Here is a 17,149-nt window from a genome sequence, read left to right as displayed (position 1 = left end):
GGTCACCCCGGCGTTATCCGTGATTCCGCCGATGTCGGCACTGTTGTATCCGCGCTCGTCGGAGATTTCCGCCGCAACGCGGAGAATCACCTCTCCTGTCTTTGTCGCCCGTTTCTGTCTCGGTTCGGTCATCCGGTGACCCCGGTCTCTCCCTCGACAAAAAAAACGAGCGCCCTTATTTTACGGATTGGCCCCTACAACCGGTAGCGCGGGGGCGCCACGTACGCACGTCCCAGGGGAGAGGCATGCCTACCGCCGAAGAACGCTCCGTTTCCGCGAGACCTGCCCCGACCACCGCAGTGGCCGAGAAGTACGTACACAGAGCCGCCTTCTCCGAGGTTTCCCTCACAGGGTGGGACAAGGTCGGGCAGGATGCCTTCACGGTCACCGCCCGGTGGCCACGCATCCACAGCTTCTACGACACCGGGCACGGCGTGCACGACCCGCTGCTGCTCTGCGAGACATTCCGGCAGAGCGGTCTGCTGCTCGCCCACTCCGCGTACGAGATCCCCTCCGGCCACCAGGTCAGTTGGTCCCGCCTGCAGTACGCGGTCAACCCGCAGGCACTGCGCGCGGAGAACACACCGGCCGAGATCGAGTTGTACGTCACATGCACCGGTATCCACTACCACCGCCCTCCGGCCGCCTCGATGACGATGCGTATCGAGGCCGTCCGCGACGGCTCTCTGCTGTCAGTGGCCACCATAGTCTTCGGGCTGCACTCCCCTCCCGTGTACGAACGTCTCCGGTCCGGCCGGTGTGATGCGGCCCGAGTGTTCGCCGGCGCCCCGGCCCCCGTGCCTCCTGTCGCGGAGGAGATGACGGGGCGCACCAGACCCCAGGACGTGGTCCTCTCCCCCACCTCCGAGGACTGGCGCTGGCAACTGCGTGTCGACACCACACACCCCGTCCTCTTCTACCACCCCGTCGACCATGTGCCCGGCATGCTCCTGCTCGAGGCCGTGCGTCAGGCCGCCCACGCGCTGGAGCCCTCCACCAGGGCGACGGTGCCGACCGCGATGGATGTCTCCTTCAGGCGCTACGTGGAGTTCGACGAACCGTGCTGGATCGAGGCCGAGACCGGGCCCAGGGAAACCAGCGGCTGCAGGTCCGTCCGTGTCAACGCCATCCAGAGGGGCAGCTTCGCCCTCACCGCGACCGCCGAGATGACCACCGTCTGACAGGCACCCGATCGCTATCGGGTGAGGTCCGGTGCGCGGACCGGACCGCGCACTCCGCAGGGCTGCGCCGCCACCACGGCGGAACGAGGCAGACGGGGGAGGACCGGAGGTCGCCGTTCCGCCGACCCGGGAGACCGGGGTTGCTCGCGGCGCCGCCCCATCGGGAACGACCACCGGCGCGTTCGCCAACGCCGGCGGCGGGATGCGCGTCACCGGCCATGCCGCGATCACCCGCCGCATGGCCGGTGTCCGGCGCGGATCATTGTCTGCGGCGGGCGGCGAGATCGATGGGGGGCTCGGGCGTCCTCTGCCGTTGAGCGGCCCGTCGCCGCTTCTCCCTCTCGTACCGGGCGATCTGTTCCTCGTACCGCTCCTGGAAGTCGGGATGGTCGAAGCGGTCGTCGTCATCCAGGGCCACGATCGCCTGGAGCTGCTCGGCAGGGGTACGGAACCCGGCGACGAGAGGACTGAGCCGGTAGGCGCCGTTGCCTTCCTTCCACACCATGCGGGCGAAGGTCAGATGCTGCAGGGCCCGGGTGACTTTGGGCCGGGTGATACCGAGTTCCCCGGCAATGGTGCCGTGGGTGACCAGACAGCGCCCTCCCGGCTCCTGCCGACCGAGCAAATGCAGCAGCACCGGGTATGCGGCCGGCGGCATCCCGCGGGGAGTGAAGACCAGGGCGTTGTTGGCGGTCCAGACGTACTCGGGGGCTGAGTGCTCCACGGCGATCGTCACGATGTCCCATCCTTCGTCTTACGCGTCCGGCGGGTCTGGGCGCGGGCCTTGTCCTCGCGAGGCGGCTTCTTCGCGGGGTCGGGAAGCTGCCGCAGCTCCCGGAACGCCTCAGGCAGGTCCGGGTTGCCCGCGATATCGTCCAGGAGCGCCAACTGGTCGACTTTCATTGTGCCCTGTGCCCTCATCCCCGGGCTGGGCTCGATCGGCACCCGGCCGCCTCTGAGCGACAACCGCGGGTGCAACTGGTACACCCCGGGCCTGATCCGGGCCACCAGCCCGGTCCGCCCGGCCTCCTTCAGCGAGCGGGAGATCTGCGACTGCCGTACGCCCAGCAGTCCGGCGAGACGAACCTGGGTCGCCTGGACGATTCCACCGGACTTCTGCATCCCCATCATCCGGACAATCAGCCGCAGAGAGACGATGTCGTCCCGGTAGTAGTCCGCCAGCCAGCACAGGAATGCCTGGCTGTCCATCACGAAGTCGCCGTCGAGGAAGCCGTCGCTGGTGACCGGCGGCTCGACCGCGGCCCGGTACCCGTCGGGAAGGTTCACGACGTTCGCGCGTCGCAGCGCGCCGGGCTGCCGGAAGGCGCTGGGCGGGGGCGGCGGAAGCGCGGACGGCGCCGGCCGCCGTCGCGGCTGCTTCTTCGGCTGTGCGGTCATCGCGGGACGAGCTCCTCACATGTCGGTTGGACCCGGCGGCCGCAGCATACGGGATTGTCCCCCCAGTGCACTTTAGTGTTCCCCTGGTGCACTTTCTGCGCGTCATTATCACTCTCGGGTGATAAACCAAAGCTTCTTGACGCCTCGGGCCCCATCCATGCGTGACCAGCAGAATGTACCCCCTGTGCACAATCTCAATGGCGAACACGGCTGTCTTCACTCATAAAATGTACCCCCTGTGCACAAAATGGCTGAGTTTTATAACCCCCGGGTGATAATCACGACCTTCCTTTATCACCCGGGGGTGATATTCCAGCGCCTCACCCACCTCTTTGACCTGCGAAGACGCGGTTCTCTCAACTATCTAGAGCGTGCGCGCGCGTGATACACCAGAAGCACACCTATCGCAACTACCGACACGCCTCTGTCCCCGGTACAACCTGTCCAGGAAGGTGAGCCCTGCCTCCATACCCGGCTTCGCGGAGCAACCCCGGGGCGCGGACACCACCAGCGCTGCTGTTCTCCGGGTGGTGCCGGTCGTGACGGATGAGCCGACAGGAGTGGCGGAGCCCGGCGGGTGGTTCCGCCGCGCGGCCCTGGGGGCCGCGCGGCTGCGATGGCCTCCGCACGTCGTTCGTGTGTCTACCGCTCGGACGGGGTTCCGTTCGTCGGTCGCGGCTTCGTATTGCGGTGATCCGGTTCGCTTGTCACGATTCGGCCCGGTGAAGGGGTGACCGATGGTGTGACGGGGCGTCGGCCGCGGCATGACGGTGCCTCGACGGCCGTAACGCCTACCGCGCGGGGCACGGACCGCAGGGCTCCGGACCGTATGGAGGTCAGTACCCGGCCGGGCGGAGCGGCAGGGGTGCCGCCCGCCCACCGAGCGGGGCGCTGACCGGCTCCCGCGCCGGGCCGGGCCGGGCGGCCCGGCCCGGGAGCCGTACCGGGTAGAGGGCGTCGGCACAGGCTGAGGCGAGGGCGTCCAGACTGGAGACCTCGGCCTCGGGAGGAAGCCTCGCCGCAGTGTATGCGAGGGGGAGTTCCGTACAGGCGGTGAGAACCGGCAGGGGGGCACGGTGCCACAGCGTGTGCAGGGCCGCGGCGAGCGGCGGCCCCGCTTCCACCGTGCGGCCCGCCTTGACGAGCACCGCGACACGGTGGAGCGTGGCCTGCACGGCCGCCCCGGGCAGGACTAGCCGGTAGCCGAGTTCGGCGGCCCGTCGCTGGTAGAGGCCGCTCTCCACGGTGCCCGCGGTGGCGGCCAGCCAGCCGCCCCCGGGACTCCTGGCCATGGCTGCCCGCAGTGTTGCGTCCACGATGTGGACGACCGGAACCGGAAGCTCGCCGATCGAGTCGATGTACGCGTGGGCCGTGTTGCACGGAACGGCCAGCAGGTCCGCGCCCCAGCGCACCAGCGTCGCCAGGCCCTCGCGGATCGCCGGCAGTGGTGACTCCCCGCCTTCCGTGAGCGCTGCGGACCGGTCGGGTACCGAGGGGTCCGACAGCATCACGATCCGCGGGTGGTGCTGGTCGTTGTCGGCCGGTACCCGGGCGGCGAGCAGCCGGAGGAACTCCGCTGTGGCCGCGGGGCCCATTCCCCCAAGAACACCGAGTGTTCCACCGGGTACAGGCACCGGGTCCGTCATGACGCCGTGAGCCGGCGGGCCACTCGCTCCGGCAGCGCGGTGGCCCGTAGGCGCCGGCGCAGCTCCGGTGTGCACCACCAGTCCATGTACTGTGTTCCGTCGCGGACCACGCCGTGCACCCGCACCCCGTCCCACCCGGTTCCCGGCAGCACGCTGAAGTCCGCCTCTTCACCCACCACCCGTGTGAACGGCGAATCGGCCGGCAGCAGCCCGTCAAGGTCGCCGAAGTGCTCGTAACGGATCACAGACCCGCCTTCCGCAGGCGGTACCGGAGCCCAGCGGCCGAGCCAGGCGGGACCGCCCGCTTCCGTGTGGTCGACGATCTCGGCGTCCGGCGCGTCACCCAGGTCCGTGAGCACCGTGGCCAGGACCTCGGCCACGCGGGCCGCGCTCACGGGCGTACCGCAGGCCACACTGAGCCGAGTCGACTCCGTGCTCACGTGCCCTGCCGGACTCACGTGCCCTGCCGGACTCACGGCAGCCGATGAGACCTGTTCCAGGAAGGATTCCGTCGGCGTGAGCACCGCCTCGCCCCCGTTGGCCCACAGGGCCGACAGGTCGCGCAGCAGCAAGCGCCAGGAGCGGGTGTCCGCCAGCAGTTCGTGTACGACCAGCAGCAGCCGTGCCGGGAGCGGCCCGCGGTCGACCAGGGCGAGCTGCCAGAGCGGTCCGTCGGCCAGGTCGAGCCGGGAGCGCAGCCGGTCCACAGCGGTGCGCACCAGCCCGGCCTCGGCCGACGGGTCCCGTCCGGACGCGTCCAGGCGCAGCACCGGCACGGCTCCGGCCGGGCCCGCGTCGTACTGCCGCCACCCCTCGCTCCGCTCCTCGAACCGCAGACGCAGGGCCTCGTGGCGCAGTAGCAGCCGGAGCGCCACCCGGCGCACCAGCGCCTTGTCCGCTGGGGCCGGGGTCTGCAGCAGCAGAGTCCTGGCCTGCCGGCCGGGAGCCCCGGCCGTGTCCCGCAGGACACGGCACTGGGCGGGCGTCAGCGGCGTGCGCCGGGAGACCGGCGGGGCCGACGCGACGGTGGTCCGCGAGGCCGCCACCGGCCGCGCGGTGCTCTCCTCCGGCAGCGGGTAACCGATCTGCAGCAGCATCTTGCGCACCCGGGGCGTCGCCGGCGGAGTGCGCAGCTCCTCGTCCGCCTCCGCCCGCTCCAGGTGCCCGAGGCGCACTTCCCAGCGAGTGGGGGCCTCGTAGTTGTGGAAGCCGCGTTCGCGGGTGTGGACCAGTACTCCCGCATCGTTGATCATGCAGTTGGAGCTGCAGAAACCGGTGTCGCCCGGCTGCGACCACAGGTCGGAGCGCGACCGCAGCAGTGCGCGGATGCCGTCCTTGGTGATGTCGGAGTAGCGGTAGTAGTCGACGACCTCGACGGAGTCGACCACCTCGGCGGGGACCATCCCGCCGGACTGGTGGTAGACGCGCCGCCCCTCCCGCAGGCGCGGCTCGATCTCGGCCGGATCGAAGATGCCCTGGCGGTGGAACCAGGACAGCCGCTCGTCCATGATCTGACCGCGCGACAGGCCGGTGACGATGGTAGGGATGCCGAGGTCGTGCGCGTGCTGGAGGCTCAGGTCCAGCAGTGAACGGAAGCAGCCGTTGCACACGCTCTTGTGCTGCTGGAGGCTGCGCCGGAACACCGCGTTCTGGTCGGAGTGCGTCAGGGTGACGTGCTCGATGCCGAGGTCGGCGGTGATGGTCTCGACGTTGCGCAGCGCGGTCCGGGAGATGAAACCGTTGTCGAAGGTGAAGGTCCGCACCCGCAGACCGAGGTCGATCAGCCGGTACAGGACGTACGAGCTGTCCTTGCCGCCGCTGTACAGCAGCAGGCAGTCGACGGCGGAGTCACGGGCCCGCGCACGGCTGCGGACGAGTTCGACGAAATGGTCGGTGTCCCCGAAGTAGGCGTCGATCTCGGTGGCGTGCCGCGCGTACAGGACGCACAGGTCACAGACCCCGGCCGCGTCGAAGGTGATGCCGGGATAGCGGCCGGTGATGCCGCAGCGGACGCAGGCGTCCCCGGCGGTGTCCGGGCCGGGGGGAGAGTGGGGCAGCTGGACTGGGTGAGTGGTCATCGGCGGGCCCTTAGCTGGCGAAGAGGTCGTCGAGCGGTGCGTCGGCCGCGAGCAGCTCCTTCTCGACCGCCGCGGCGAGCGCCGAGACGGTCGGGGACAGCAGGAAGTCCCGCAGCGGCACCGAGACGCCGAAGGACTGGCCGATCCGGCCGAGCAGCTCGACGACGAGCAGCGAGGTGCCGCCGGAGGCGAAGAAGTCGTCGTCCCGGCCCACGCCGGACGCCGGCAGGATCGCGAGCCACAGGTCGGCGACGGCCCGCTCGGTCGCGGTCAGCGGCGGCGTGCCGTCTCGGTCAGCGGCGACACGCCGGACGGGGGCGGGCAGAGCCTTGCGGTCGGTCTTCCCGCTGAGTGTGCGGGGCATTTCGGGCAGTACAACGAAGAGCGCCGGCACCGCGGCGTCCGGGAGCCGTTCGCGAAGATGGGAGCGGAGCCGCTGCTCCAGGTCCGCGGACAGGGTGTCGCCGACCGTCCCGCGCGGTTCGAGGTAGGCGCAGAGCCGGGCGGTCCCGCCCTCCTCATGGGCGACCACGGCCGCGTCGGCGATGTCCGGATGCGCGCGCAGCACGCTCTCGACGCCTTCCAGCTCTACCCGTACGCCGCCGATCTTGACCTGGTGGTCCTTGCGGCCGAGGAACTCCAGGCATCCGTCCGGCAGCAGGCGGCCGAAGTCGCCGGTGCGGTAGACGACATCGGCGGGGTCGCCGGTGACCGGGTGCGGGACGAAGACCCGGGCGGTCTCCTGGGGACGCCGGTGGTAGCCGAGAGTGCGGTCGGGGGTGCGCAGGTGGATCTCGCCGACCGCGCCGGGTTCCGCGAGCCGGCCCGACTCGTCGACCAGCAGCACCTCGGCACCAGGCATCGGGCGGCCGACGGGGATGGACGGAAGCGTCAGGTCGGCGCGGGTGACCTCGTGGAAGGTCTTTGTCATCGTCGTCTCCGACGGACCGTACAGGTTGAGCAGTCGGATCCGGTCGCCGTAGTGCCCGAAGAGGCGTTCGGCGTCCTGCGGCGCGAGCCGTTCGCCGGAGAGCGCCACCCAGCGCAGCGAGGCGAGGGCGTGGTCGCCCGCGATCGCGGCCGACACCAGGCCCCGGAACAGCGAGGGCACGGTGTGGATGAGGTCAATCCGCTGCTCGTCGGTCCAGCGGGCCAGGGCGGCCGGGTCCAGCCTCGTCCGTCGGGGCGGGGCGACCAGGGTCCCGCCGACGGCGAGCGGGACGAACAGGTCGCGCAGTACCGCGTCGAACGACGGCGAGACCAGTTGCGCCACCCGCCAGTCGGGCGCGACGCCCAACTGCTCGGTCTCCCAACGGATGTAGGGGGCGATGGAGCCGAGCCGGCCGACGATGCCCTTGGGGCGGCCCGTGGTGCCGGAGGTGAAGAACACGTACGCGGGGTCGTCCGCGGCCGCGCGGTGCCCCGGTCCGCCGGACGCGGAGGCCGAGGGGCCGACGGTGACGGCCTGGGCGCCGGGCACGGCCTCGGAGAGCGCCCGCAGGGCCGCGGGGTCGGCCGGGTCGGCGACCACGGCCCAGCGCGGGTCGAGATCGAGCAGCATCGACCGCAGCCGGACGGGTGTCGCGGTCAGGTCCATCGGGACGAACACGCCGCCCGTTCGCATGATGCCGAGGACGGCGGCCGCCAGGTCGCGACGGTCCTCGACCAGGACGGGGACGAAGGATCCGGCCCCGGCACCCGCGGCCGTGAGTTCCGCGGCCACGTGTGCGGCGCGCGCGTCGAGTCCGGCGTAGTCGAGACGGTCTGTGTCCGTCTCGACGGCCACGCGTCCGGGGAAACGCTCGATCGTCCTCTCCACCAGGTCGTGAATGGCTTCGAACGTCATCGTGATTCCTTTCTCTGTCCCGGAAGGCCCCGTGAGGGCCGCCCGTCCGGCCGTCACGGGTGGTCTGGAAGGGAGAAGGTGTCCAGGAGGATGCCGAAGGTCAGGACAGTGAGCAGCAGGTCGTCGCCGAAGTGGGGGTGGATCTCGAAACCGTCGCGGGTGTACCGGGCGCGGAGCCGTTCCACGGTCGCCGGGTCGAAGAACCCCTGCCGCCTGATCCGCGCGGGGGAGAGCATGTCGTTGATCCACTCGATGCCGGCGCGCAGCAGGGCCGGACTGCCGGGGGCGCGGAAGCCGAACTTCTCGCGGTCGACGATCTCCGGCGGCACCAGGCCCTGGGCCGCCTGGCGTACGACGTACTTCTCCCCGCCGCGCGGGTGCACCTTGAGATGGGCGGGGACGCGGGTGGCGAACTCCGTCACCGCGCGGTCCAGGAACGGGTAGCGGGCCTCCACGGAGTGGGCCATGGCCATCCGGTCGCCGTGGTCGGCGAGCAGGTGGTCCGAGAGCCGCAGCCGGAAGTCGAGGTAGGAGCGCTGTGCCAACGGGTCGCGGCCCGCCAGCCGGTCGTGGTCCACCGGGGCTTCGCGCAGGCAGTCCACCTCAGCGAACGCCTCCCGCACGGACGGTGAGTACAGGGCCATCTTGGCCTCGCGCCAGGCGTGGTAGGGACGTTCGTAGAACAGTCCGGGATCGCCCCACAGCCGCCGCCGGGCATCGTCCTCCAGAGCGTCGGCGAGCGGGTCCCCCGAGCGGTCCGCGCCGCGGCCCAGGCGGTCGAAGCGGTAGCCGACGTAGCCGCCGAACAGTTCGTCGGCGCCCTCCCCCGTGAGAATCGCCCGGGTGCCGCTCTCGCGCACCCGCCGGGCCAGCGCGAGCGAGCAGGTGTTGTAGGTCTCCTTCACGGGCGTCTCGGCGTGCAGCACCATCCGCTGCAGCCCCTCGACGATCTCGTCGGCGGTGAACGGGATCTCATGGTGGCGGGATCCGGCCTTCCGCGCCATCAGGCGCTGGTAGCCGGACTCGTCGATCTCGGCCTCCGGGAAGGTCACGGAGAACGAGTCGGCCGAGGGTGCGAGCTCGCCGACCAGACCGGCGATCAGCGAGGAGTCGAGACCACCGCTGAGATAGAAGCCGACCGGCACGTCGGCACTCAGACGCAGCCGCACCGCCTCCGTCAGCAGTTCCCGCAGCCGCTCCGGGTAGTAGGCGTCCGGGTGCTCCTGGGGTTCGCCGGCAGGCGGCAGGTCGAGGTCCCAGTACCGCGTCTCCCGCACGGACCCGTCCTCCACCAGCAGGTAGTGGCCGGGCCGTACCGCGCGCACCCCCCGGAACATGGTGCGGGGGCTGACCAGGCCGGGGAAGGTCAGCACCTGGTCGAGGCCGGTGAGGTCCACCGCCCGGTCCACCTCCGGGTGTGCCAGGACGGCCTTCGCCTCCGAGCCGAAGACGAACCGGTCGCGCGTGATGGCGTAATGCAGCGGCAGGATGCCGGCGTGGTCGCGGGCGAGGAACAGGCGGCGACGCGGCCGGTCGTACAACGCGAAGGCGAACTGCCCGTTGAGCCGGTGCAGCAGCGCGGTGCCCTCCTCCTCGTAGAGGTGGACGACGACCTCGACGTCGCAGCCGGTCGTGAAGCGGTGTCCCTTGGCCTCGAGCCCGGCGCGCAGTTCACGATGGTTGAAGATCTCGCCGTTGCACACCATGACCACGGAGCCGTCCTCGCCGGACATCGGCTGGGCGCCGCCGGCGAGGTCGTTGATGGCGAGGCGCCGGAAGCCGAGTCCGACGCCGTCCCGGAGGTAGGTGCCGCCGGAGTCGGGTCCCCGGTGCAGCAGGTTCGCCGTCATGCCGTCGAGCACCCGGGCATCGACTCCCGCCCCGTCGTGCAGGGCCATGGCCCCGGCGATGCCGCACATGTGACGGACCCTCCTTCGTCGGGCTATGACGCCCACAAAACCAGCGGCCCGGCCGGTGCCACAAGCGAATCCCACGCACACCGGGCCCTTGAGCAATCTGGAAGAAAGCGCTCTGCCGGGAAACCGCACACCGGGAGAAGACATCCCGATCCGGGCTCGTCCACGCTGGTGGCGGCCCCCGGGCCGGCCCGGCCGGAGGCGCCGGGCGACCGCCCGCCCCGATGGAGGAACGACGTGACCGAGACGGACATCCCCGCCTTCGCCGCAGCCACGATCACTGCGGCCGACCCGCGCTACCCGAGCCTGGTGCTGGGCACCAACCACCGTTTCCCCGGGCGGCCGGAGTACGTACAGGTGGTCACCACGACCGCCCAGGTGGTGGACGCGGTGACCGAGGCCGTGGGGGCCGGCAAGCGGGTCTCCGTGCGCAGCGGCGGACACGGCTTCGAGGACCTCAACACCGACGGTGTGGAGGTCCTCCTCGACATGTCCGAGATGACCGACGTCCGATACGACGCCGAGCGGCGTGCTTTCGCCATCGAGGCAGGCGCGACCCTCGGGCACGTCTACCGGGTGTTGTTCAAGGGCTGGGGCGTCACCATCCCCGCCGGGGAGTGCCCCGAGGTCGGGGTCGGCGGGCACATCGTCGGCGGGGGCTACGGACCGCTCTCCCGCAGCCTCGGTGCCGTCGTCGACTACCTGTACGCGGTGGAGGTCGTCGTCGTCGGCGAGGACGGCACGGCCCGCGCGATCGTCGCGACCCGCGAGGAGGACGACCCGCACCGCGAGCTGTGGTGGGCCCACACCGGTGGCGGCGGTGGCACCTTCGGCGTTGTCACGCGCTACTGGATGCGTGCCCCCGGTGCCGAAGGCGAGGACCCGGCAGAACTGCTGCCGAAGGCGCCCGGGGCCTGGCGCAGCGGCACGGCGGTGTGGTCCTGGGACACCATGACACCGGACGCCTTCGCCACCCTGCAGCGCAACTTCGGCTCCTGGTTCGAGCGCAACAGCGGCCCCGAATCGCCGTACGCGGCGCTGGCGGGCTTCTTCCACGGCACCCACCGCTCCGGCTTCGGGCTGACCGTCGGCGCCCACATCGACGACGCCACCCCGGAGGCCGAACGGCTGGTGGCTGCCTTCCTCGACGAGGTCATGGCGGGTGTGGAAGCCGAGCCGATGTTCGTCTCCCAGCAGGTCAGGCCCTGGCTGTACGTCTCCTCGTACCCGGGCTGGGGTGATCCGGGCGACCCGTTCACCCGCCGGATCAAGATCAAGGCCGCGTACTTGCGCAAGGGCTACTCCGCGGAGCAGACGGCCGCCATCCACCGCCATCTGACAACCGGGGAGACGAGCCCGGTCCAGCTCATCCTCATCGGTTACGGCGGCCGCGTGAACGCTGTCGCGCCGGACGCCACCGCGGTGCCCCAGCGAGACTCCGTCCTCAAGGCCGCCTACATGGCGGTGTGGGGGTCGGAGGCCGAGGACGAGACCAACATCCGGCGGGTCCGCGAGATGTACCGTGACGTGTACGCGGCCACCGGTGGGGTGCCGGTGCCGGACGAGGCCAACGACGGCAGCTACGTCAACTACGCCGACACCGATCTCGCCGACCCCGGGTGGAACACCTCCGGGGTCCCGTGGCACACCCTGTACTTCAAGGACAACTACCCACGTCTGCAGCGGATCAAGAAGACCTACGATCCGCGGGACGTCTTCCACCACGCGCTGTCGGTCCGGCTGCCGGACTGATCCGCCCCCGCCCGCCCGCCGGACGGGGGCCGCGCCCCGGCGGGCGGGCGGATCAGGCGTCCTCGACGGCGGGCAGCACCCGCTCGCCGATCAGCTCTATCGAGGCGACCTGGTCCCGGCCCTCCAGGATGCCGATCACCCGCGTGACACCGGCCTCGGCGATCTGGCGCAGTGTGTCGGCGAGTTCGTCCGCCGAGACGGCGTCCCGCGGCGTGAACGGCATGATGCAGGTCTTCTCGATCGTGTCGTAGTCCCGGCCCTCCGAATCGCAGTGACGGCGCAGCACCGCCAGTTTGCCGCCCAGGTCCGGGCCCGGGTACAGGTTGCAGGCGTCCGCGTGGCGGGCGACCAGACGCAGGGTCTTCTTCTCACCACCCCCGCCGATCATGAGCTGCGGACGGGTCAGGTTCTGCGGCACGTTCAGAGCCCGCTCGAGGTGGTGGTGACGACCCGTGAGGGGCTTCTCGTCACCGCGTTCGCCGGCCCACATGCTCCGGCAGATCCGCACCGCGTCCTCCAGCTGCTCGAACCGCTCGGCCGTCGTCGGGAAACCGATGCCCAGGCCGCGCGCCTCCTCCTCGTACCAGCCGGCGCCGATGCCGAGATCGGCCCGCCCGCCGGACAGCACGTTCAGCGTCGTCACCGTCTTGGCCAGCAGACCTGGGGAACGGAAATGGACCCCCGCGACCATGGGCATGAGCCGGATGCGACGGGTGTGAGCGGCGATGGTGGCGAGCGTCGTGAAGCACTCCAGCATCGGCTGCTCGGGACCTCCCAGGTGGGGGCCCTGCCAGACGTGGTCGGCGACGCCGATGACGTCGAAACCCGCATCGTCGGCGGTGCGGGACATCGCCTTGAGCGTGTCCGCCATGCGTTCCGCTCCGCCGTCCCAGGCGTAGTCCGCGAATGCCAGGCCGAGTTTCATGGCAGGTCTCCCAACAGGGGCTCGATGACGGGGGTACGCCCGTGGCGAGGCCGCCGGACGGGGCAACCGCAGAATAGGACGGCTGTCCCGTCCGGCCCTTCTCCGAACGTGCGGGATCGTCCCGACCGCGGCGAGCCGCACGGCACCGTGAAAAGGGCAATCACCGAGATGCGGCCCGCGCGCCACCGCGGCGAGCCTGAGTGGATGAACCCACTTGAGCTGGAAGACGCGTCGACGCCGACCGGCCCGTCGGTGGGGTGCGCGGCGGCCGCCCTGCCCAGCCACGCCCGGGGCAGCCATCACCTGGCACTCCTCGACGAGACCATCGGTGCCCAGCTGAGCAGGACCGTCGCCTCCTTCCCCGGCCGTGACGCCGTCGTCGACAGGACCGGCGAGGGCCGCCGCTGGAGCTACGCCGAACTCGACGCGCGCACCGACGCGCTCGCGGTCGGCCTGCTGGAACTGGGCGTCGCACCGGGGGACCGGGTCGGGCTGTGGGCGCCGAACAGCGCCGACTGGGTACTCACCCAGTACGCGGCCGTGAAGATCGGCGCGATCCTCGTCAACATCAATCCCGCCTACCGCACCCACGAGCTGGAGTACGTGCTCGCCCACGCCGGGGTGCAGGTGCTGATCGCCGCACCGGTGCTGCGGAACGCAGACGCCGCCGGGCTGATCGAGGAGGTCACGCCGCGCTGCCCGTCCCTGCGTCACACCGTCCTGATCGGCAGCGAGCAGTGGCGCGCTCTGCTGGCCTGTCCGGACCCGCACGGTCTGCGGCGCCTCGCCTCGGTGGAGGCGTCACTGAACCCCGACGACCCGGTCAACATCCAGTACACCTCGGGTACGACCGGCCTGCCCAAGGGAGCCACGCTCACCCACCGCAACATCCTCAACAACGGCTTCTTCACCGGTGAACTGCTGGAGTACACCGAGGCCGACCGTGTCTGCCTGCCGGTCCCCTTCTTCCACTGCTTCGGCATGGTGATGGGCACGATCGCGGCGCTCAGCCACGGCGCGTGCGTGGTCATCCCCGCCGCCTTCTTCGACGCCCGCGCGACACTGGCGGCGGTCGAGGCAGAGAGGTGCACCTCCCTGTACGGTGTGCCGACGATGTTCATCGCCGAACTCGCCGACCCCGGCTTCGACGGCTTCGACCTCACGTCGCTGCGCACCGGCATCATGTCCGGAACCCCCTGCCCGGTCGAGGTGATGCGCCAGGTCATCGACCGGATGCACATGGCACGGGTGACGATCTGCTACGGGATGACGGAGACCTCCCCCGTGGCCTGCCAGACCCGCCCGGACGACTCGCTCGGACGCCGGGTGTCCACCGTTGGCACGGCCGGCCCGCACGTGGAGATCAAGATCGTGGACCCGGAGACCGGGAAGACCGTGCCCCGCGGCAGACAGGGCGAGTTCCGCACCCGCGGCTACTCGGTGATGCGGGGCTACTGGCGGCAGCCCGACAAGACCGCCGAGGCCATCGACGCGGACGGCTGGATGCGCACCGGGGACCTCGCGGTCATGGACGCCGACGGCTACGTCAGCATCACGGGCCGGATCAAGGACCTGGTCATCCGCGGCGGCGAGAACATCTACCCGCGTGAGATCGAGGAGTTCCTGCACACTCACCCGGACATCCTCGACGCCCAGGTGGTCGGCGTCCCGGACCCGTACTACGGCGAGGAGATCATGGCCTGGATCCGGCTGCGGGGCGGTGCCGCGCCGCTCGGTGCGGCCGAACTGCGGGCGTACTGCGCCGGCCGGCTGGCCCACTACAAGATCCCTCGTCACGTGGCGGTCGTGGACTCCTTCCCGATGACCGCCAGCGGCAAGGTCCGCAAGGTCGAGCTGCGCGAGAGGGGCGCGGCCCTGCTGGCCGGCGGTCCGGGGCGGGCGGCCTGACCGCGTGCGGGGGAGGAGTCCGCCTCTGCGGGCCCCTCCCCCGGTGTTGCCGGACCCGCCCGGGGTGATTCAGACGGCGGCCGGAAGTCCCAGACTGCGGGCGATCAGCATGCGCTGCACCTCGTTCGTCCCTTCGCCGACCTCGAGCACCTTGGCGTCACGGTAGAAGCGGGACACCGGGTAGTCGTTGAGGCAGCCGTAGCCGCCGAAGATCTGTGTGGCGTCGCGGGCGTTGTCCATCGCCGCGCCGGAGGCGACCAGCTTCGCGATCGACGCCTCCCTGCCGAACGGCTCGCCCCGGAGCATCTTCGTCACCGCGTGGTAATAGGCGAGCCGGGCGCTGTGGGCCCGCACCTCCATGTCCGCGATCATGAACTGGATGGCCTGGTTGGTGCCTATGCTCCGGCCGAAGGCCACCCGCTCCCCGGCATGGCGCACCGCCTCGTCGACGCAGCCCTGGGCGATGCCGGTGCCCACCGCGGAGATCGCGATCCGGCTCTCGTCGAGCACCGACAGGAACTGGGACAGCCCCCGCCCCTCCTGCCCGAGCAGGTTCCCGGCCGGCACCCGCACGCCGGTCAGGGTCAGGCCGTGGGTGTCCGAGGAGTTCCAGCCCGCCTTGGAGTACGGCGGGGCGACCTCGAACCCGGGGGTGCCCGAGGGCACGACGATCGTCGAAGCGGCCTGGCGGCCGTCCGCACGGACTCCCGTGACGGCGGTGACCGTGACCAGCCGGGTGATGTCCGTCCCCGAGTTCGTGATGAACGACTTGGCGCCGTCGATCACCCACTCGTCGCCGTCGCGCACGGCGGTCGTGGTCAGCGACGCGACGTCGGTGCCGCCACCGGGTTCGGTCAGGCCGAACGCGCTCAGGGCCTCGCCCGCGCACAGCTGTGGCATCCAGCGCTCCTTCTGCTCGGCCGAGCCGAAGCGGTAGAGCGGCATGGCCCCCAGGGAGACCCCGGCGGACAGGGTGATCGCGACCGAGGTGTCGACGCGGGCGAGCTCCTCCAGAGCCACGCACAGAGCCAGGAAGTCCCGGCCCTGGCCGCCGTACTCCTTCGCGAAGGGAAGCCCGAACAGGCCCATCCGGCCCATCTCGGCCACCAGGTCGTAGGGGAACGCGTCCCGCTTGTACAGGCCGCCGATCACCGGGGCGACGGCAGTGCGCGCGAAGTCCGCCACACCCTCGCGCAGGACCTCGTACTCCTCGTCGAGCCGGAAGCCGATCACATCAGTCTCCTCGTGTGGTCGCGCGCCCGCGGGCGCGAGGGGAAGGGCGCCGGGCCGGGACGGGGCCGGTCAGGCAGCCGTCGACGAAATCCTGGCCGGCGATGTACGCCGAACGCCGGTGACGAGGTACGTCTTGTTCGCGAAGCCGGCCATGCCGTCAGCGTCCGGGCCGGACCACGCCGTTCGCATCTTGTGGATTGCGCAGCACCCGTCCGGCGGCCGGTGCGCCGGCTTGCGGGAGGGCCGGGAGGACAGAGCAACCTCGAAGATGCGTCGGGTGCCCGAGAACGGAGAGGCTGGAGGGGTGGACACCACGCCCTCGCGGAACGCCGCCGTCGTGGAGTCACCGACCACGCAGACAGCACGCAGTGAAGAAGGAGAGCCCCCTATGGCTCAGTTCGCGGTCCTCATCTACGAGGCGGAGATGCCCGGCGGCTGGGAGAACGCCCCGAAGGAGCTGCTCGCGGCGCACGAGGCGTTCCCCGGCAAGGTCGAGGAGCTCGGTGGCAAGATCCTCAGCAGCCTCGCCCTGCAGCCGGCCGCCGCCGCCAAGACGGTCCGCGACGGCGGCGTCGCCGACGGTCCGTTCTCCGACACCCGTGAGTCCCTCGGCGGCGCCTTTGTCCTTGAGGCCGAGGACCTGGAGAAGGCGCTGGAGATCGCCAAGTTCGTCCCCGTCCACGACGGCGGCGTCGAGATCCGCCCACTGTTCGACGCGCCGGAGGCGTGAGCGTGGCGGACACGACCGGCCTGAGCGAGATCACCGTCACCCGCGTCTTCGACGCGCCCCGGGCCGAGGTCTACCGCGCGTGGACCGAACCCGGGCTCTTCGCCCGGTGGTGGGGTCCGCGCGGCTTCACCACGGCGCCCTCCACAGTGGCCCTCGACGTGCGCCCCGGCGGCGCGTGGAAGGCCACCATGGCGGCCGAGGGTATCGGTGAGTTCCCCTTCGCGGGCGTTTACCGTGAGGTCGTGCCCGGCGAGCGCCTGGTGTTCACCCTCGTCGACCCGAACGACGAGAACCTCGCGGCGCGCGCCGAGCGAGGCGAGGCGGAGGAGCTGACCACGGTCGACTTCGCCGACGACGAAGGCGGCACCCGGCTGACCTTCCGGCAGGTCGGCCGGCTCGACCCGGAGAAGACCGCGGAGGCCGAGACCGGCTGGAACAGCTTCCTCGACTGCCTCGGCGACCACCTCGCCGGGGTCTGAGCCTGAGCTCGTACGGGGAGCGGGGGGGGGGGGGGGGGGGGGGGGGGGGGCCCCCCC

Annotated in this window: 13 protein-coding genes; 5 read left to right on the top strand and 8 right to left on the bottom strand. The window is 71.0% G+C overall.

The window, feature by feature from the left end:
* The first annotated feature begins 245 nt into the window (after nt 1–245).
* Nucleotides 246–1,181 carry a ScbA/BarX family gamma-butyrolactone biosynthesis protein gene (locus tag AC2CJA_RS01140; protein WP_484600735.1) on the top strand — a complete coding sequence of 312 codons (936 nt, stop codon included), beginning with the start codon at nt 246–248 and terminating at the stop codon, nt 1,179–1,181.
* Nucleotides 1,182–1,440: 259 nt separating this feature from the next.
* On the opposite strand, the gene AC2CJA_RS01135 is transcribed toward AC2CJA_RS01140, so the two are convergent.
* The 6 genes from AC2CJA_RS01135 to asnB form a co-directional block, all read right to left on the bottom strand.
* Nucleotides 1,441–1,917: a helix-turn-helix domain-containing protein gene (locus tag AC2CJA_RS01135; RefSeq protein WP_241715541.1), complete on the bottom strand. Its 477-nt coding sequence runs from the start codon at nt 1,915–1,917 to the stop codon at nt 1,441–1,443.
* A complete protein-coding gene (locus AC2CJA_RS01130; protein WP_484600734.1) occupies nt 1,914–2,579 on the bottom strand; it encodes a hypothetical protein in 666 nt (221 codons plus the stop codon). The genes AC2CJA_RS01135 and AC2CJA_RS01130 overlap by 4 nt, the downstream gene beginning before the upstream one ends.
* A gap of 836 nt (nt 2,580–3,415) precedes the next feature.
* Complete coding sequence (locus AC2CJA_RS01125) at nt 3,416–4,225, bottom strand: aspartate/glutamate racemase family protein (protein WP_484600733.1); 810 nt, start codon at nt 4,223–4,225, stop codon at nt 3,416–3,418.
* Nucleotides 4,222–6,303 (bottom strand): condensation domain-containing protein, encoded by a 2,082-nt coding sequence (locus AC2CJA_RS01120; protein ID WP_484600732.1) that lies wholly within the window; start codon nt 6,301–6,303, stop codon nt 4,222–4,224. The genes AC2CJA_RS01125 and AC2CJA_RS01120 overlap by 4 nt, the downstream gene beginning before the upstream one ends.
* A gap of 10 nt (nt 6,304–6,313) precedes the next feature.
* Nucleotides 6,314–8,149: a non-ribosomal peptide synthetase gene (locus AC2CJA_RS01115; protein WP_484600731.1), complete on the bottom strand. Its 1,836-nt coding sequence runs from the start codon at nt 8,147–8,149 to the stop codon at nt 6,314–6,316.
* Nucleotides 8,150–8,202: 53 nt separating this feature from the next.
* Nucleotides 8,203–10,068 carry an asparagine synthase (glutamine-hydrolyzing) gene (gene asnB, locus AC2CJA_RS01110; protein WP_484600730.1) on the bottom strand — a complete coding sequence of 622 codons (1,866 nt, stop codon included), beginning with the start codon at nt 10,066–10,068 and terminating at the stop codon, nt 8,203–8,205.
* Nucleotides 10,069–10,302: 234 nt separating this feature from the next.
* Between asnB and AC2CJA_RS01105 the strand changes: the two genes are divergently transcribed.
* Complete coding sequence (locus AC2CJA_RS01105) at nt 10,303–11,817, top strand: FAD-binding oxidoreductase (RefSeq protein WP_484600729.1); 1,515 nt, start codon at nt 10,303–10,305, stop codon at nt 11,815–11,817.
* Between the two features lie 52 nt (nt 11,818–11,869).
* Here the strand turns inward: AC2CJA_RS01105 and AC2CJA_RS01100 are convergent, their stop codons facing one another.
* Complete coding sequence (locus AC2CJA_RS01100) at nt 11,870–12,742, bottom strand: LLM class F420-dependent oxidoreductase (RefSeq protein ID WP_241715548.1); 873 nt, start codon at nt 12,740–12,742, stop codon at nt 11,870–11,872.
* Nucleotides 12,743–12,946: 204 nt separating this feature from the next.
* Between AC2CJA_RS01100 and AC2CJA_RS01095 the strand changes: the two genes are divergently transcribed.
* Nucleotides 12,947–14,650: an AMP-binding protein gene (locus AC2CJA_RS01095; RefSeq protein ID WP_484600728.1), complete on the top strand. Its 1,704-nt coding sequence runs from the start codon at nt 12,947–12,949 to the stop codon at nt 14,648–14,650.
* Between the two features lie 69 nt (nt 14,651–14,719).
* Here AC2CJA_RS01095 and AC2CJA_RS01090 read toward each other — a convergent pair whose 3' ends face one another.
* Nucleotides 14,720–15,883, bottom strand: coding sequence for an acyl-CoA dehydrogenase family protein (locus AC2CJA_RS01090; protein WP_484600727.1), 1,164 nt, complete (start codon nt 15,881–15,883; stop codon nt 14,720–14,722).
* Between the two features lie 388 nt (nt 15,884–16,271).
* Here AC2CJA_RS01090 and AC2CJA_RS01085 point away from each other — a divergent pair, with 388 nt between their 5' ends.
* Nucleotides 16,272–16,613 (top strand): YciI family protein, encoded by a 342-nt coding sequence (locus AC2CJA_RS01085; protein ID WP_484600726.1) that lies wholly within the window; start codon nt 16,272–16,274, stop codon nt 16,611–16,613.
* Between the two features lie 2 nt (nt 16,614–16,615).
* Nucleotides 16,616–17,092 (top strand): SRPBCC family protein, encoded by a 477-nt coding sequence (locus tag AC2CJA_RS01080; RefSeq protein ID WP_241715552.1) that lies wholly within the window; start codon nt 16,616–16,618, stop codon nt 17,090–17,092.
* Nucleotides 17,093–17,149 lie beyond the last annotated feature (57 nt).

The organism is Streptomyces sp. ATLC9, from assembly GCF_057196705.1.
The sequence above is the reverse complement of the archived record's forward strand: the minus strand, read 5'-3'. Positions and strand labels throughout refer to the sequence as shown.

What these genes read in the sequence shown, in the direction of transcription:
- AC2CJA_RS01140 (WP_484600735.1), top strand. Translation starts at nt 246, where the DNA reads ATGCCTACCGCCGAAGAACGCTCCGTTTCCGCGAGACCTGCCCCGACC.
- AC2CJA_RS01130 (WP_484600734.1), bottom strand. Translation starts at nt 2,579, where the DNA reads ATGACCGCACAGCCGAAGAAGCAGCCGCGACGGCGGCCGGCGCCGTCC.
- AC2CJA_RS01125 (WP_484600733.1), bottom strand. Translation starts at nt 4,225, where the DNA reads ATGACGGACCCGGTGCCTGTACCCGGTGGAACACTCGGTGTTCTTGGG.
- AC2CJA_RS01120 (WP_484600732.1), bottom strand. Translation starts at nt 6,303, where the DNA reads ATGACCACTCACCCAGTCCAGCTGCCCCACTCTCCCCCCGGCCCGGAC.
- AC2CJA_RS01115 (WP_484600731.1), bottom strand. Translation starts at nt 8,149, where the DNA reads ATGACGTTCGAAGCCATTCACGACCTGGTGGAGAGGACGATCGAGCGT.
- asnB (WP_484600730.1), bottom strand. Translation starts at nt 10,068, where the DNA reads ATGTGCGGCATCGCCGGGGCCATGGCCCTGCACGACGGGGCGGGAGTC.
- AC2CJA_RS01100 (WP_241715548.1), bottom strand. Translation starts at nt 12,742, where the DNA reads ATGAAACTCGGCCTGGCATTCGCGGACTACGCCTGGGACGGCGGAGCG.
- AC2CJA_RS01095 (WP_484600728.1), top strand. Translation starts at nt 12,947, where the DNA reads ATGAACCCACTTGAGCTGGAAGACGCGTCGACGCCGACCGGCCCGTCG.
- AC2CJA_RS01085 (WP_484600726.1), top strand. Translation starts at nt 16,272, where the DNA reads ATGGCTCAGTTCGCGGTCCTCATCTACGAGGCGGAGATGCCCGGCGGC.